At 64.8% G+C, this 16623-nt stretch carries 16 protein-coding genes; 9 read left to right on the top strand and 7 right to left on the bottom strand.

Features of this window, described 5'->3' with window-relative positions; genetic code table 11:
- The first annotated feature begins 10 nt into the window (after positions 1-10).
- The 9 genes from J2X54_RS20290 to flgL all read left to right on the top strand — a co-directional run bounded on the left by J2X54_RS20290 (position 11) and on the right by flgL (position 10209).
- On the top strand, positions 11-721 hold the full coding sequence (locus tag J2X54_RS20290) for a flagellar hook capping FlgD N-terminal domain-containing protein (RefSeq protein ID WP_310183068.1): 711 nt from the start codon (positions 11-13) through the stop codon (positions 719-721).
- A 62-nt stretch (positions 722-783) separates the two neighbouring features.
- The gene (locus J2X54_RS20285; RefSeq protein WP_070246801.1) at positions 784-2340 is read left to right on the top strand and encodes a flagellar hook protein FlgE; all 1557 of its coding nucleotides are present in this window, start codon (positions 784-786) and stop codon (positions 2338-2340) included.
- Positions 2341-2351: 11 nt separating this feature from the next.
- The gene (flgF, locus tag J2X54_RS20280) at positions 2352-3092 is read left to right on the top strand and encodes a flagellar basal-body rod protein FlgF (protein ID WP_070246802.1); all 741 of its coding nucleotides are present in this window, start codon (positions 2352-2354) and stop codon (positions 3090-3092) included.
- 81 nt (positions 3093-3173) lie between these two features.
- Positions 3174-3956: a flagellar basal-body rod protein FlgG gene (gene flgG / locus J2X54_RS20275; protein ID WP_070246803.1), complete on the top strand. Its 783-nt coding sequence runs from the start codon at positions 3174-3176 to the stop codon at positions 3954-3956.
- A gap of 10 nt (positions 3957-3966) precedes the next feature.
- On the top strand, positions 3967-4629 hold the full coding sequence (locus J2X54_RS20270) for a flagellar basal body L-ring protein FlgH (protein ID WP_310183065.1): 663 nt from the start codon (positions 3967-3969) through the stop codon (positions 4627-4629).
- Positions 4630-4637: 8 nt separating this feature from the next.
- Positions 4638-5816, top strand: a complete 1179-nt coding sequence (locus J2X54_RS20265; protein ID WP_404990940.1) for a flagellar basal body P-ring protein FlgI — start codon at positions 4638-4640, stop codon at positions 5814-5816.
- A gap of 23 nt (positions 5817-5839) precedes the next feature.
- Complete coding sequence (gene flgJ, locus J2X54_RS20260) at positions 5840-6820, top strand: flagellar assembly peptidoglycan hydrolase FlgJ (protein WP_310183063.1); 981 nt, start codon at positions 5840-5842, stop codon at positions 6818-6820.
- Between the two features lie 143 nt (positions 6821-6963).
- Complete coding sequence (gene flgK / locus J2X54_RS20255) at positions 6964-8919, top strand: flagellar hook-associated protein FlgK (protein WP_310183061.1); 1956 nt, start codon at positions 6964-6966, stop codon at positions 8917-8919.
- A 30-nt stretch (positions 8920-8949) separates the two neighbouring features.
- On the top strand, positions 8950-10209 hold the full coding sequence (gene flgL / locus J2X54_RS20250; protein ID WP_084640550.1) for a flagellar hook-associated protein FlgL: 1260 nt from the start codon (positions 8950-8952) through the stop codon (positions 10207-10209).
- Here the strand turns inward: flgL and J2X54_RS20245 are convergent.
- The 7 genes from J2X54_RS20245 to fliM all read right to left on the bottom strand — a co-directional run bounded on the left by J2X54_RS20245 (position 10206) and on the right by fliM (position 16613).
- Entirely contained in the window at positions 10206-12404 is a 2199-nt protein-coding gene (locus J2X54_RS20245) for a C1 family peptidase (protein WP_310183059.1), read from the bottom strand. The genes flgL and J2X54_RS20245 overlap by 4 nt on opposite strands.
- Before the next feature lie 69 nt (positions 12405-12473).
- Positions 12474-13367: a flagellar biosynthetic protein FliR gene (gene fliR / locus J2X54_RS20240; protein ID WP_070246808.1), complete on the bottom strand. Its 894-nt coding sequence runs from the start codon at positions 13365-13367 to the stop codon at positions 12474-12476.
- 26 nt (positions 13368-13393) lie between these two features.
- Positions 13394-13663, bottom strand: a complete 270-nt coding sequence (gene fliQ, locus J2X54_RS20235; protein ID WP_070246809.1) for a flagellar biosynthesis protein FliQ — start codon at positions 13661-13663, stop codon at positions 13394-13396.
- A gap of 9 nt (positions 13664-13672) precedes the next feature.
- On the bottom strand, positions 13673-14443 hold the full coding sequence (gene fliP / locus J2X54_RS20230; protein ID WP_070246815.1) for a flagellar type III secretion system pore protein FliP: 771 nt from the start codon (positions 14441-14443) through the stop codon (positions 13673-13675).
- Complete coding sequence (fliO, locus tag J2X54_RS20225) at positions 14443-15165, bottom strand: flagellar biosynthetic protein FliO (protein WP_310183057.1); 723 nt, start codon at positions 15163-15165, stop codon at positions 14443-14445. The genes fliP and fliO overlap by 1 nt, the downstream gene beginning before the upstream one ends.
- Complete coding sequence (gene fliN / locus J2X54_RS20220; protein ID WP_070248658.1) at positions 15162-15587, bottom strand: flagellar motor switch protein FliN; 426 nt, start codon at positions 15585-15587, stop codon at positions 15162-15164. Before fliN ends, fliO begins: the two co-directional genes overlap by 4 nt.
- A 45-nt stretch (positions 15588-15632) precedes the next feature.
- A complete protein-coding gene (gene fliM, locus J2X54_RS20215; protein ID WP_070248660.1) occupies positions 15633-16613 on the bottom strand; it encodes a flagellar motor switch protein FliM in 981 nt (326 codons plus the stop codon).
- Between the last annotated feature and the right edge of the window lie 10 nt (positions 16614-16623).

The following is a 16623-nucleotide window of genomic DNA, read 5'->3' as shown; positions in this document are numbered from 1 at the left end:
AGGAATCATCATGGCAATCGCCGGCATTATCGATACGCAAAAGACCGTGACCACCAATTCGGTGGCCACCAGCTCGAGCACCAGCACCACCTCCACCGACAGCGTGCAGGCCGACCAGGACAAGTTCATGCTGCTGCTGGTCACGCAGCTGAAGAACCAGGATCCGCTCAACCCGATGGACAACGCCGCCATGACCAGCCAGCTGGCGCAGCTGTCCACCGTGACCGGCATCAACAAGGTCAACGCCACGCTCGAATCGTTGCGCGCCGACCAGGCCAGCGCGCAGTCGATGACGGCGACCAACCTGATCGGCAAGGGCGTGCTGGTGGCCGGCAAGGGCATCGAGCTGAGCACCGCCACCGCCGCCGACGGCACCAAGTCCAACACCAGCGTGTTCGGCGTGGAGCTCGGTTCGCCGGCCGACATCGTCGATATCAACATCATCGACAAGACCGGCAAGACGGTGCGCACCATGAGCATGAAGAGTGCCGACGCCGGCACCTACCCGCTCACCTGGGATGGCACCAAGGACGACAAAACCGTTGCCGAAGCGGGCAGCTACACGTTCACGGTCAAGGCCACCACCGGCGGCAAGGCGCTCGACAACGCGACCCAGCTGCAACTGGCGGCGGTGGCGAGCGTGTCCACCGGCAGCGCCGGCGTGAAACTCAATACCTCGCTCGGGCACTTTACGCTGGCGGAAGTCAAAGAAGTCTTGTAGTCGCACACTGCAATTGCATGTTGCAGTTGCGTACAATCATTTGCACCTGATAGGGGAATACCATGTTCCAACAAGGACTGAGCGGCCTGAACGCCGCATCGAAATCGCTGTCTGTCATCGGCAACAACATTGCCAACGCCAGCACTGTGGGCTTCAAGAGTTCGGAAGCCCAGTTTGCCGACCTGTACGCCAATTCGCTCAACGGTGTTTCCGGCCAAAACCCCGGCATCGGCGTGATGACGTCCAAGCTGGCCCAGCAGTTCACCCAGGGCAATATCGAAACCACCAACAACCCGCTCGACGTTTCAATCAACGGCGGCGGCTTTTTTCGCCTGACCGTCAACGGCGCAGTGCAGTACTCGCGCAACGGCCAGTTCCATGAAGACAACAAGAATACTTTGGTCAACGCGCAAGGCGCAGTGCTGACCGGCTACCTGGCCAACACCGCCGGCGTGATCCAGCTGGGCGCGCCGGTGCCGATCGTGCTCGACAAGTCCGACCTGAAACCGGTGCAAACCACCGAGGCCAACTACCACCTGAACCTGAGCTCGGCCGAGAAGGTGCCGGCCAAGAATCCGTTCAACGCCAACGACCCGGAAACCTACAACAAGCAGACCGTGCTCGACGTGTACGACAGCCTCGGCACCCAGCACATCATGACCACGTACTACGTCAAGACCGACGCCAACGTCTGGGACGTGTACGCTGCTGCCGATAACAAGGAAATCATTTCCGGCGGCGTGGCTGCCGCCATCAACAACGATGCCGGCGTGACCGCCGCGCGCACCGCCTACAACGACGCCATCCGCGCCACCCCGCCCGATGCCGACACTATCGCCCAGGCTGCCAAAAACTACGCCACCCAGGCTTACCAGGTCATGCGCACGGCGGCCTCCACCGCGCCGGCCCAGGCCAGCGCCGCGCAACTGGCTGCGCTCGACACCGCCTTTGCCGCGCTCGACCCGACCAATTCCGGCCGCATTACCGGCCAGTCGCCGGACCAGATCGGCGCCAAGCTGGCCGACGCCATCACGGTACCGGCGATCAAGGTGGGTACCTTGCAGTTCGACCGCAGCGGCAACCTCGATCCCGGTGCGATGGCCTTGCGCACGCCGCCGCAAACGCTGCCGTTCGCGATCCAGCTGCCGATCTTCCCGGACACCGGCTCGCTGCAACCGCTGACGATTCAGACCACGTTCAACAACACCACCCAGTACGGCAGCGCCACCAACGACCTCGGCTCGGTGCAGAACGGTTACTCGGCCGGTTCTTGGCAGCGTTTGTCGATCGACGAGAACGGCATCATCCTGGGCCAGTACAGCAACGGCAAGTCGCGCCCCATGGGCCAGATCGCCATGGCCAACTTTGCCAGCGTCGATGGCCTGACCCCGCTGGGCAACAATGCCTGGTCCGAAAGCGCCGCGTCCGGCCAGCCGATGATCGGCGTGCCGAACGCCGGCTCGATGGGGCAGTTGCGTTCGAGCTCGGTGGAAACGTCGAACGTCGACCTGACCGAGGAACTGGTCAACATGATCACCGCGCAGCGCGTCTACCAGGCCAATGCGCAGACCATCAAGACCGAAGACTCGCTGCTGCAAACGCTGGTCAACCTGCGTTGATGAGGTAAACCATGGACCGTCTGATCTACACCGCGATGACCGGTGCGCGCCACGTGATGGAGCAGCAAGCCACCGTGTCGAACAACCTGGCCAATGCCACCACCAACGGTTTTCGCGCCCAGCTCGATTCCTTCCGGGCGGTGCCGGTGATGTCGGACGGTCTGCCCACGCGCGCTTTCGTGGTCGATTCCACGGTCGGCTCCAATTTTGCCGCCGGGCCGATGCAAACCACCGGTCGCTCGCTCGACATTGCCATCCGCGAGCAGGGCTGGCTGGCGGTGCAGTCGGCCGACGGCTCGGAGGCGTACACCCGCAACGGCAGCCTGCGCGTGAACGAAAACGGCTTGCTGCAAACGACCAGCGGCCAGACCCTGATCGGCGACGGCGGCCCCATCGCGGTGCCGCCCGACACCAACATCACGATAGCCAGCGACGGCACGGTCAGCACGGTGTCTACCGAGTTCCAGCCGGGCCCGTCGAACGTGCTGGGACGGTTAAAACTGGTCAATCCGCCGACCGCCGGCCTGCTGCGCGGCGACGATGGCCTGTTCCGCCAGGCCGACGGCACGCCGGCCCAGAACGACCCGCTGGTGCGCATCGTCGACGGCGTGATCGAGGGCAGCAATGTCAATCCGGTCGATTCCATGGTCAACATGATCAGCCTGGCAAGGCAGTTCGACATGCAAATGAGCTTGTTGAAGAACGCCGAGAATAACGCCGCAAAAGCCACCCAGATCCTCGCTTTGGGTTGACCCCGACTCCCGCATAATGCTGTTGTGGGATGAGCGTTTGCCGCTGTGGCGAACGCCCATCCAAGCTACGGGAGAAGGATCATGATACGTTCACTTTGGATCGCCAAGACCGGCATGGAAGCGCAGCAGACGCAGCTCGACGTCACTTCGCACAACCTGGCCAACGTCAGCACCACCGGTTTCAAGAAGTCGCGCGCGGTGTTCGAGGATCTGCTGTACCAGAACCTGCGCCAGCCCGGCGGCCAGTCCTCGCAACAGACCAACCTGCCGTCCGGCATGCAGCAAGGTACCGGTGTGCGCCCCGTCGCCATCGAGCGCATCCATACCCAGGGCAACCCGCAGGCCACCGGCAACGACAAGGACATCATGGTCAACGGCGCCGGCTTCTTCAACGTGCTGCTGCCCGATGGCACCACCGCCTACACCCGCGACGGCTCGTTCCAGCGCGATAACAATGGCCAGATGGTCACCTCCAGCGGCTTCGTGCTGCAACCGCCGATCACCATCCCGATCGAAGCGCAAAACATCACCGTCGGCCGCGACGGCACGGTCTCGGCGCTGGTGCCGGGCACGGTAGCGCCGCAGCAGCTGGGCGCCTTGCAGCTGTCCACCTTCATCAACCCGACCGGGCTCGAATCCAAAGGTGAAAACCTGTACGTGGAAACCGGCGCCTCGGGTGCGCCGCAAACCAACACGCCCGGCACCAACGGCCTGGGCGCGATCCTGCAAGGCTACGTGGAATCGTCCAACGTCAACGTGGTCGAGGAAATGGTCAACATGATCCAGAGCCAGCGCGCGTACGAAATCAACTCCAAGGCCATCACCACATCGGACCAGATGCTCGCGCGCCTGTCGCAGCTGTAAGGAATACGCCATGAAATTCGCCACCTTCGCCGTTTTCGCCATCGCCACCATGCTGAGCGGCTGCGCCAGCGTTACCCCCACCTCGATCGTCGACTCGCCGCGCACCGCGCGTCCGCTCACCACCGAGCAGATGCAGGTCAAGCCGACCAGCGGCGCGATCTACCAGGGCGGTAATTTCCGGCCGATCTTCGAAGACCGCCGCGCGCGCCAGGTGGGCGACGTGCTGACCCTGGTCATTACCGAACGCACCACCGCCAACAAGGCCGGCACCAATTCCGCCAACAAGACCAGCGCGGTCAGCATCGGCTTGCCCAAGCCGCTGCAAGGCACGTTCGGCAACCCGCTGGCGATCAACAACAACAACAGCTTCTCCGGCGCCGACAACCAGACCGCCAGCAACGCCTTCACCGGCACCATGGGCATCACCGTGGTCGAGGTGCTGCCGAACGGCAACCTGATCGTGGCCGGCGAAAAGCAGGTCGGCATGAACAAGGGCGTGGAATTCATCCGCTTCTCCGGCATGGTCAATCCCGACAATATTGTCACCGGCAATACCGTGTCGTCCACCGCCGTGGCCGACGCCCGCGTCGAGTACCGCACCAGCAGCCAGGTGGACAAGGCGGAAGTGGCGTCGATGGTGTCGCGCTTCTTCCAGAGCATCTTGCCGTTCTGAGGCCGATCATGGAACTTTCCCAAGCAAATACCAGTGTCCGGCGCGCCACCGCCGCCTGCAAACGCGGCGCGGTGGTGGTCGGCATCATCGTCGGCACCGTGGTGCTGTCGCTGCTGATGGCGCCGCCGGCCCAGGCTGAGCGCCTGCGCGACCTGGCCAGCATCGCCGGCGTGCGCCACAACCAGCTGATCGGCTACGGCATCGTGGTCGGCCTCGACGGCAGCGGCGACCAGACCACCCAAACCCCGTTCACCGTGCAAAGCGTGGTGTCGATGCTGCAGCAACTGGGCGTGAACCTGCCGCAGGGCACCCAGCTGCAACTGAAAAACGTCGCGGCCGTGATGGTGACGTCGTCGCTGCCGCCGTTCTCGCAGCCCGGCCAAACGCTGGACATCACCGTCTCGTCGATGGGCAATGCCAAGAGCTTGCGCGGCGGCACCCTGTTGATGACGCCCCTGAAAGGCGCTGATGGCCAGGTGTACGCCATGGCCCAGGGCAATGTGCTGGTCGGCGGCGTCGGCGTGCAGGCCGGTGGCGGTGGCGGCGGTAATTCGCTGGTCATCAACCACCTGAGCGTGGGCAAGATTTCTGCTGGCGCAACGGTCGAGCGCGTAGTCGCTTCGAGCCTGGGCGAGGGCAACATGATCCGCCTGGAATTGAACACCAGCGACTTCGCCACGGCCAGCCGGGTGGTGGACGCGATCAACGACAAGTACGGCGCCGGCATTGCCTACGCGCTCGACGGCCGCGTGATCCGCGTGCAGGCCCCCAGCAGCAGCGACCAGCGCGTGACGTTCATCGGCACCTTGCAGGACATGAACGTCAACCCGGCCGAACAGCCGGCCAAGGTGATCATGAATGCCCGCACCGGGTCGGTGGTGATGAACCGCGCCGTGACCCTGGAGACGTGCGCCATTTCGCACGGCAATATGTCCGTATCGGTCTCGTCCGATCCGCAGGTGAGCCAGCCCAATCCGCTCTCGGGCGGCTCCACCGTGGTCACCCAGAACCAGAACGTGGCCATCAAAAAAGACGGCGGCAAGGTCATGATGGTCAAGGGCGGCGCGTCGCTGGCCGAAGTTGTCAAGGCGCTCAACGCCATCGGCGCCACGCCGCAGGACTTGCTGTCGATCCTGCAAGCCATGAAGGCCGCAGGTTCGCTGCGCGCCGAGCTTGAAATCATTTAAGCGGAAAACGCGGGAATCACGCCATGACCAGTCAAAACTCCAACACCCTCGGCAACGACCTCTCGCGCAAGTTTGCGCTTGACGTCAAGGACATGGGCAGCCTGCGCCAGGGTGCGCGGGCCGGCACGCCCGAAGCGCTCAAGGGCGCCGCCACCCAGTTCGAAGCGATGTTCGTCAACACCATGTTGAAGACCATGCGCGAAGCGTCGCCGCAGGACAGCCTGACCAATAGCGACCAGACCAAGATGTTGACCGGCATGCAGGACCAGCAGACCGCCCAGAGCATCGCCAAGAAGGGCATCGGCCTGGCCGACATGCTGATGCGTCAGCTGGGCCATAACGACAAGCAGGCGCTGGCCGTGGGCGGCGCCGGCGATGCCGCCGATGGCGCCAATGCCGGCAGCTTTGCCGGCATGGCCAGCCTGATGGACGCCAGGCTGCAAAAAGCCATCGCCGCGGCCGGCGGCAACGCCGCCGCCACGGCCAAGACCGAAGCGATTGCGGACGCCAAGCCGGCTGCGCCGGCACGCCGGGGTTCGCAGGCGCCGCACGTTATCAGCTTCCAGGAAAAACTGTCGTCGCACGCGGACGAGGCCAGCGCCGCGACCGGCATTCCGGCCAAGTTCATGCTGGGCCAGGCTGCGCTCGAGAGCGGCTGGGGCAAACGCGAGATCAAGGGCCGCGATGGCACCAACAGCAACAACCTGTTCGGCATCAAGGCCACGCCTGACTGGAAAGGCAAGGTTGTTGAGGCGACCACGACCGAATACGTCAACGGCAAGGCCCAGACCAGGGTGGAACGCTTCCGCGCCTACGACAGCTACGCCGACAGCTTCAAGGACTATGCGCGCCTGATCACCAACAACCCGCGTTACGAAAAGGTGCTGGCCAGCGCCGGCGACGCCAGCGCCTTTGCCCAGGGGCTGCAGAAGGCCGGTTACGCGACCGATCCGCAATATGCCAATAAGCTCACTAGCATCATTAAACGCTCGCTGGCCGGTTAAACCTGTCCAGGGCGTCGTTGCAGCGCCTGGCCCTGAACAGGTGTAAGCCGGCCAGTTGTGGCTTCGGTTGTCGCTTCAAATCTGGATAATTCAAGTTTCGGGCTGGGCTGCCGTAAACCTTAGCAACATAAAGTGAAACCATCATGAGTCTACTGAGTATCGGCAGAAGTGGTTTGTTGGCGGCCCAGGTCGGATTGTCTACGACCGGCAACAACATTACCAACGCGAACGTCCCGGGTTATTCCCGCCAGGGCGTGGTGCAGACCGACACGCCTTCGCAAAACACCGGCGCCGGCTTTGTCGGCACCGGCACCGAAGTGTCGTCCGTGCGCCGTTACTACGACAACTTCCTGGCCAACCAGTTGCGCGGCGCCGAAACCAACCAGGCGTCGCTCGAAGGTTTTTACAAGCAGATTTCGCAGATCGACAACCTGCTGGCCGACCCTACCGCCGGCCTGTCGCCGGTGATGCAGGATTTCTTCAACGGCGTACAGAATGCCGCGGCCAGTCCGGCATCGGCAGCGGCGCGGCAGTCGATGCTCTCGACCTCCGAGTCGCTCGCCGCCAGGTTCCAGGGCATGAGCGCGCGCCTCAACGAAATTTCCGAAGGCGTCAACAGCCAGGTCGTCTCCAGCGTGGGCGAGATCAACTCGTATGCGCGCCAGATTGCTGAGCTCAACAACACCATCTCCGGCCTGTCCTCGGGCGGCGACTTGCCCAACGATCTGCTCGACCACCGCGACCAGCTGATCACCGACTTGAACAAGCTGGTCAAGACTAACGTGATCCAGGGCGACAACAATACGCTGACCGTGCAAATGGGCACCGGCCAGCCTTTGGTGGTTGGCAATACCGCGTTCACTCTCGGTACGGCGCAGGCCGCCAACGATCCGTCCAAGATGTCGGTTGGTTACGTGGCCCCCAACGGCAAATTCACGCCGCTGCCCGACAAGGTGATCACCGGCGGCCAGTTGGGCGGCTTGATTGAATTCCGCAATACCGCGCTCGATGGCGCCCAGAACCAGTTGGGCCAGGTGGCAGCGTCGCTGGCCACCAGTTTCAACGCCCAGCACCAGCTGGGCCAGGACCAGAACGGCGCCCTGGGTGGTACCTTCTTCAACCCGATCCAGGCCTACGTCAATCCCAACGCCAACAACGCGCCGCAAAGCACGGCCGAAGTGAAGGGTACCGTGGTCGATGCCGGCAAGCTCACCGCCAGCGATTACAGCGTCGATTTCGACGGCACCAATTTCAACGTCAAGCGCCTGAGCGATGGCCAGGTCACGCAGATTAACCCGTTCCCGCAGACCGAACCGCAGGTGATCGACGGCGTGGCCTACAGTATCACCGGTGCCCCCGCGCAAAACGACAACTTCCTGGTGCGCCCGACGTACGCCGCCGCCAAGGACTTGACGGTCGCGGTCAACGATCCGACCAAGATCGCGCTGGCCGCGCCGGTCACCACCGGCGCGCCGATTGCCAACACCGGCAGCGCCAAGATCTCGGCCGGCACCGTGGACCAGAATTACCTGGCGCCGGGCAATGCCTTGACGGCGCCGGTCACGCTGACCTTCGACAAGGCGGCCGGCACCCTGGCCGGCTTCCCGGCCGGCCAGGATGTGACGGTCACCGCCAACGGCAATACCACCACGTATCCGGCCGGCACCCCGGTACCATTCACCGATGGTGCGGCCATCGGTTTCGGCGGCGTCAGCTTCAGCATCAGCGGCGCGCCGGGCAATGGCGACACCTTCACCGTCGGCCCCAACACCAGCGGCGTGGGCGACAGCCGCAACGGCGCCTTGCTGGCCGGCCTGCAATCGAAGAATGTGATGAACAACGGCACCGCCACCTTCCAGGGCGCATACGCCCAGGTGGTCAACGTGGTGGGCAACAAGGCGCGCGAAGCGCAGATCGGGATGAACGCCGCTGACGCGGCCGTGGTGCAGGCAACCAAGGCGCACCAGAGCGTGTCGGGCGTGAACCTCGACGAAGAGGCGGCCAACCTGCTGCGTTACCAGCAGGCTTACCAGGCCGCAGGCAAGGTCATGCAGATTGCCAGCACCCTGTTCGACACCTTGCTCAGCCTCGGCCGATGAGTACCAACAGATTTTTGACGAGGTAGCCCCATGGTCATGCGCATCAGTACCAGAACCATTTACGACGTCGGCGTTGGCCAGATCGGCACGCTGCAGTCGTCGCTGGCCCGTACCCAGCAACAACTCTCGACCGGCCGCAAGAACCTTACCGCTGCGGACGATCCAATCGCCAGCGCGCGTGCGCTGGAGGTGACGCAGTCGGCCGGCATCAACGAGCAGATGGTGACCAACCGCAGCAATGCCAAGGGCTTGCTGTCGCTGGAAACCGTGGCCCTGCAAAGCTCCACCAACCTGATGACCGACATCAAGGAACTGGCCGTCAAAGCCGGCGCGGGCAGCCTGTCGCAAGCCGATCGCGAATCGATCGCGGTCGAGCTCGAAGGCCGCCTGGCCGATCTGCTGGGACAGGCCAACTCGTCCGATGGCGTGGGCGGCTACGTGTTCTCCGGCTATAAGTCGACGACGCAACCATTTACGCCCACCGCCAACGGTGTGGTCTATAACGGCGACCAGGGCCAGCGCGAGCTGCAGGTAGCGTCCACCCGCAAGGTGGCGATCAGCGATTCCGGCTCCTCGGTGTTCGAGAACAATCTCACTGGCAACGGCCGCTTTGCCACCGGCGCCTCGCCGGCCAATTACGATCGCGGCGGCACCGGCATCATCGCCCCGGGCTCGGTGTCCGATCCCACCAAGCTTACCGGCAGCAAGTACCAGATCGACTTCCAGGTCACGCCCGCCGTGCCCGGCACGCCGGCGTCCACGACCTATACCATCACCGACCTGACCCTGAACCAGCCGGTGCCGGCCACTCCGGTCCCGGCGGTGCCGGTGCCATACGTGAGCGGCCAGGCGATTGCGTTCGATGGCATGACCTTCGATATCAAGGGCGCGCCGGCCAACGGCGATCAGTTCTCGGTAGAGCCATCGACCAAGAAGTCGGTGTTCAATGCCATCGACGACATGATCAAGGCCTTGCGCGCACCGGGTTCGGGCGCTGCCGGCCAGGCTAGCCTGAGCAATGCGCTGAACCAGGCGCAAAACAGCATCGACAACACCGCCGACAATATCCTGTCGGTGCAGGCGGCCGTGGGTTCGCGCTTGAAGGAACTCGACTCGCTCGACAGCGCCGGCGACGACCTCAAGCTGCAATACGCGAGCGTGCTGTCCGATTTGCAGGATGTGGATTACGTGGCTGCAATCTCGATGTTCACCCAGCAGTCCACCAACCTCGACGCAGCGCAGAAGTCATTCAAATCGCTGTCGGGCCTGTCCCTGTTCAACTATATTTAATAGTCCAGATCGGTCACCGGCGCCGCCAGCACGGCGTTGGGTGGCCGGTTCAGCACGCGGTTGATGGTGCGGCTCAAAATCACGATATCGTTATCGAAAGCGTTGTGTCCGGGCTTGAGCGCTGCTTGTACCGACACCGGCATGCGCATGGTCGTGACCTCGCATGCCGGTACGCCATCGGCCTGGGCAGGCAGGGCGGCAACCCAGGCGCGCCACGCCTGCACAGCCGGCCAGTCGGCTGCGCGCCACAGTTCGTCGTCCGGATGCTGCGCGGCCGCATCGACGGTCCGGTACAGCCCCGCCAGCGGCGTCTTGCGTACGTCCTCGAAACCACGCGCCACCAGGTATAACAGCGATTTGCCGTAAGGCCCGACGGTGTCGTCGCGCTCGGCCGCATCGGACAGCAGGTGCAGCCAGAAGCGGTCGCGCGGCACCACGCCGGCCGCCACGGCCGCGATAAAACAGCGCCGCGCGAACGCCAGCGAACAGGCCGGCGCGTACAGCGTGACCGATGCCACCGGCAGCCTGGTCGCCCGGCACAGTTCGAGCAGGTGGCCGTGCACGAAAGCGCCCGCCGAGTGGCCGGCCAAGTGGATTTCCAGTGTCGGATAGTCTTGCCGCAGGCGGACCAGGGCGGCTGCGAGCAGTGCCAGCGCGCCGCCGTCCTGCGCCGCCAGCGCGGCGTTGTCCTTCATTTCGCGCCACATCCAGCGGACCCGGTGGGCAACGGTTTCCAGCAAGCCATCCGTGGCATCGCTGAAGGTACTGCCCAGCAGTGATCGGGCCGGGGCCAGCGTGTCGCCGACGGCGTCGCGCAGCACGCCACCGAGGGTTTCGAGCAGGCCGGTGCGCCAGGTGTAGAACAATGGATAAATGCCGTTGGCGGTGAAATATGGCCCCATCACGCGGATGCGGCGCAGCGAGGCCGCTTCGGAATTCAGGCCGCCGTGGGCGTAGATCACGACCTTCCTGCCACCACGGCGCAACCAGTCGCCCAGCCGCTCGTCCACCGCCACCGCCACCAGGTCGCTGGCGCGGCCGAGGTCGGGCCGACTGCTGCGCAGCACGCCGTTGTTGCCGCTCACCAGAGTGTGGCCGTAGGCGGTATCGCTGGACCAGGGCAGGGCGCCCGCCAGCGCCGGGTTGGTCAGCACCGGCGGATCGGCGGCAGCCAGGGAGACACCGACGCGGCGCGACTTGGCCGCAGCCACCGTTGCACCGCTGGCGCTGCCCGCATCCCCCGCATTGGCGCCAAGCCTGGTCACCATGCCGGACCCGGCGGCCAAGCCGGGCGCTACCGCTGCCTGCGGCACGCCCAGCGCCGCCACCCAGCAGTCGAGGCCGTTATCGCGCCAGTCGTCGTAGCGCAGCACGGCAAAGCCGCGCGCGCCCCAGCCTTCGCCCCAGGAGTTCTGCACCACGAAGCCGTGGGCGTTGTAGCCGACGATGGCGAACGCGTGGTTGCCGGTGTCAGCCGGCATGCCGTCGTACCCGATCACAGGCAGGCCGGCATGGCCCCGCGCCAGCCCGTTGCCGGCAGCGACCTCGAGCCAGCCCGGGTGCACGCTGGCCGACACGTACAGCGCGCCGATGGCGTGCAAGGCCGCCTGCATGTCCGTGATGCACGCGCTGTCCACCCGGTAGTACACGCCCAGCGGGCGGGTGGCGGCGTCGCTGGCCCAGCGCTGGTCGGGGCGGTAGCCGACGGCGCTGTCTCGACCCTGGTCGTGATCGTCCCCGTCGCCCTGGCCGGCGTGCACGCTGGCCTGCCACAGCGGCGCGGCGCAACTGCCATGCTTGCTCCAGCCCTTGATGGCCCCACGGCAACTGGACCCCTGGTATTCCTCGCCCGGCCACTCGTCGTAGAAACGCGCCAGGTCGTACAACATGTGCGGGCTGACCGGCCCGGCATGGTTTGTGTTGCCGGCGCCATCGCGCTGCCACAGCAGGAAGTTGACCACGGCAGCCAGCCCGTAGCCGGTGCACGCGCCCTGGTTGCCCTGTGAGCTTTGATCGAGCACCAGTCCCTGCTGGACGTAGGCGGACAGCAGGCGGCGCAGGCGCGCGTCGTCCGGCCAGCGCGGCGGCAGCGCGGCCAGCGGCGGTGCGTAAGGGCGGTCGCGCGGGTCGAGGCGGTCGGTGCGGGCGTCGAGGCGCACGGTCTGGCCGTCGAACTGGAGGAGGCGGGTGGGCATGCTGGTGATGGTGAGTGGGCCTGCAGCCAGTCTACGAAAGAAGCGGGCTCGGGACAACCCGCACGCGTTCTATCGTATCGGTGCGGCCGGCGGCGCCGGGTTGGCCGGCGCCGGCACTCCCTGTATTGCCGGCCCGGGCATGACCGGCACCGGCGCCACCGGCACCACCGGCGGCACCCGTTCGTGCCAGGTGCGCGGCATCAGGCGCGCGTGTTCGATGCCGTTCAGGAACAGGTTTTGCATCGGCAGCACCAGGTAGGGCAGGACCATGGCGATCACCAGCAGGCCGACGCCCAGCGTGATCGGGAAGCCGATACCGAACAGGTTCAGCGCGGGCGCGGCGCGCGTCAAGATCCCCAGCGCGACGTTGGTGAGTAGCAGCGCCGCCACGATCGGCATCGACAGCTGGATGCCGGTGGCAAACACGGTGCCGCCCCAGTCGGCCATCTGCTTGAAACCGCCGCCGTAAATCGGGCTGGCCGAGATCGGCAAGGTGCTGAAACTTTCCACCAGCACAGACAGCAGCACCAGGTGGGCATTGACCGAGAGGAAAGCCAGGGTGGCGACCAGCGACAGGAACTGGCTGATCGCCGACGACCGGCCGCGCGTGTTGGGATCGAAAAACGTGGCAAAGCCCAGGCCCATGGTCAGGCTGGCAACCTCGCCAGCCATTTCCACTGCTGCGAACACCACGCGGATGGTAAAGCCGATGGCCACGCCGACCAACATTTCCTGCACCAGGATCAACAGGCCGGCCCACGACAGCGGCTCCACGGCCGGCGCGGCCGGTACGGTGGGAGCGATGATCATTGCCAGCAGCACACCCAGCATCACCTTGATGCGCGCCGGCACCGCGTTGTTGCCGAAGATGGGGGCGGCCGCGATCATGCCGAGGATGCGCGTGAGCGGCCACAGCAGCCCGGCGATCCACATATTGATGTCGGTGCTGGAGAGGGTAATCATGCGGTCGTCATCGGTACTGCGGGATGCTAGCCAACCAGGTTGGGTATGCCGCCGAATACTTCGCGCATATAGTCGAGCATGATCGACAACATCCACGGCCCGGCCACCACCAGCGCCACGAACACGCCGACCAGTTTCGGGATGAAGGACAGGGTCGCTTCATTGATCTGGGTGGCAGCCTGGAAGATGCTGACGATCAGGCCGATCACGAGCGCCACCAGCAGCATCGGCGCGGCGATCATCAGGGTCACTTCCATGGCATGGCGGCCCAGGGTCATCACGCTTTCCGGTGTCATCTGCGCTCCCTAGTAAAAGCTCTGGGCCAGCGAGCCGAGCAGCAATTGCCAGCCATCGACCAGCACGAACAGCATCAGCTTGAACGGCAGCGAAATCACCGCCGGCGACATCATCATCATCCCCATCGCCATCAGCACCGAGGCCACCACCATGTCGATGATCAGGAACGGGATGAAGATGGCAAAGCCGATCTGGAACGCGGTCTTGAGTTCGCTGGTGACGAACGCCGGCACCAGGATGCGCAGCGGCACGTCTTCCGGTCCCTGCATGGCCGGTGTACGCGACAGCTTGGCGAACAGCGCCAGGTCGGCCTGGCGCGTCTGCTTGAGCATGAACGCTTTCAACGGCGCCGCGCCCTTGTCGAGCGCCTCGCTCATGTTGATCTTGCTCTCCTGCAGCGGCAGGTAGGCTTCGTTGTAAATCTTGTCGAAGGTCGGACCCATCACGAACAGGGTCAGGAACAGCGCCAGGCCCACCATCACCTGGTTGGGCGGCGCCGATTGCGTGCCCAGCGCCTGGCGCAGCAGCGACAGCACGATGATGATGCGGGTAAAGCAGGTCATCAACAACAGCGCGGCCGGGATGAAGCTCAGCGCCGTCATCAACAGCATGGTCTGCAGCGGCAGCGTGTAGTTGGTGCCGCCACCCGGCGCCGGGGTGGCGTTCAGGGCAGGGATGCCCACGCTCGATTGCGCGGCCGCCAGCAACGGCAGCGCCAGCGCGCCGGCCACGAGCAGCCCGGTGACGAGCTTGCGATTACGGCTGTACTTGGTGTCCATCATTGCTTGTTATTGATATTGCTGTTATTGCGCTTGTCGATGGTTTGCTTGAACCAGTCGGCGAAATTGGCCGGGGCCGCCATCGGCTGGCTGCCGGGCGCCACTTCCGGCGTTTCCTGGCGCGGCATGGTGGCCAGCGCGTTCATGCGGCCCGGCGAGGCGCCAACCACGATCCACTGGTCGCCCACTTCCACGACCATGATGCGCTCGCGCGCACCCACGCTCAACGCACCCACCAGCTTGACGGTATTGCTGCCGCCGCCGAAGCCGCGCGGGCCGAAGCGCTTCAGTACCCAGGCGCCGCCGAGCAGCAGGGCGATGACGAAGGCGAGTGCAAAGGTGGTCTGCATCAGGCCGCCGCCGGTGGCCGCGTTGGAATACGGTGCAGCCGGCACGCCCAGTTGTGCGCGGGCCGGGTTGGGGGCGGTGGTGGTGTCGGTGCCGTTGCCTGCGCCTGGTGCAGCAGGCACGGCGGCGGTGCCGGTTGCGGCGGCCGGGGCGGTAGCAGCGTCGCCAGCCGTGGCGGTGGTGTCGGTCGCCGGGGCAGTGGGTGCAGTGGGTACGGTTGATCCAATAACGGCGGGTGTCGTGGCTGGTGCCGCAACCGGCGCCGGCTGTTGCGCCATGGCGGGCGCGGCGGACATGGCGGTGACGGCCACGATTGCCGCCAGCGCTGCGGTCGAGATCAGGGATGCCAGGGGCAAGACGGAGGTCTGCTTCATTTATTCAGTTTTCGGATGCGTTCGGAAGGCGTGATGATGTCGGTCAGGCGGATACCGAACTTGTCGTTGACCACCACCACCTCGCCCTGGGCGATCAGGCAGCCGTTGACCAGCACGTCCATCGGCTCGCCGGCCATGCCGTCGAGTTCCACCACCGAGCCCTGCGCCAGTTGCAGCAGGTTCTTGATGGCGATCTTGGTGCGGCCGAGTTCCACTGTCAGCTGGACCGGGATGTCGAGGATGAAGTCGATATCGTTATGGGTTTCGGTCTTGCTGGGCGTGCCGGAAAAATCCTTGAAGACGGCGGCGGACGCTGCCTGCTGCGACTGCTGGGCGGCCAGTGCCGCAGCTTCGGCCTCGGCCTGCTCGGCGATGGCCGCGCCCCATGGGTCGTCCATCTGGTCATCTTGATTGTCGGACATGTTGCTCTCCTGTGTAGCGGTGACCGGCGCATTGATGCGCCAGTGTTATTTGAGGTTATCGGAGTTGGCCAGCAGTTTTTCAACCTTGAGCGCGTACTGGCCGTTCATCACGCCGTAGCTGCAGTCCATGACCGGCACGCCGTCCACGGTGGCGGAAATGAGTTCCGGGATGTTGAGGGGGATGATGTCGCCCACGCGCATGTTCAGGATCTCGTCGAAATTGACCTTGGCCGTGCCCAGCGACGCCACCAGTTCCACCTCGGCGATCTGGATTTGCTGCGTCATCAGGCGGATCCAGCGCTTGTCGACCTCCAACGCCTCGCCCTGCAGGCTGGACGTGAGCGAATCGCGGATCGGCTCGATCATCGAGTACGGCATGCAGAAGTGGATCTGGCCCGATACCGAGCCGAGTTCCACCGTGAAGGTCGAGGCCACCACCACCTCGTTCGGCGTGGCGATGTTGGCGAACTGGGTGTTCATCTCGGAGCGGATGTATTCGAACTCGACCGGGTACACCGGCTCCCACGACTTGGTATAGGCCTCGAACACGATGTCGAGGATGCGCAGGATGATGCGCTGCTCGGTCTGGGTAAAGTCGCGGCCTTCCACGCGGGTGTGGAAACGGCCGTCGCCGCCGAACAGGTTGTCCACCAGCAGGAACACCAGGCCCGGATCGAACACCATCAGGGCCGTGCCGCGCAGCGGCTTCATGTGTACCAGGTTGAGGTTGGTGGGCACCACCAGGTTGCGGATGAATTCGCTGTACTTGGACACCCGCACCGAACCCACCGACACCTCGGCGCTGCGGCGCAGGAAGTTGAACAGGCCCACGCGCAACAGCCGCGCGAAGCGCTCGTTGATAATCTCCAGGGTCGGCATGCGGCCACGGACGATGCGCTCCTGGGTGGCCAGGTTGTACGTGCGGACGCCCGCGACATCTTCCTGCGCCTGGGCATCGTCCTGGTCGCCGTTGACACCCTTCAGAAGGGCATCGACTTCTTCCTGGGAGAGAAAATTATCGGCCATGGTGTGACTG

The organism is Duganella sp. 3397 (assembly GCF_031456625.1).
In the GTDB taxonomy this organism is placed as follows: Bacteria; Pseudomonadota; Gammaproteobacteria; order Burkholderiales; family Burkholderiaceae_D; genus Rugamonas; species Rugamonas phyllosphaerae.
The sequence above is the reverse complement of the archived record's forward strand: the minus strand, read 5'-3'. Positions and strand labels throughout refer to the sequence as shown.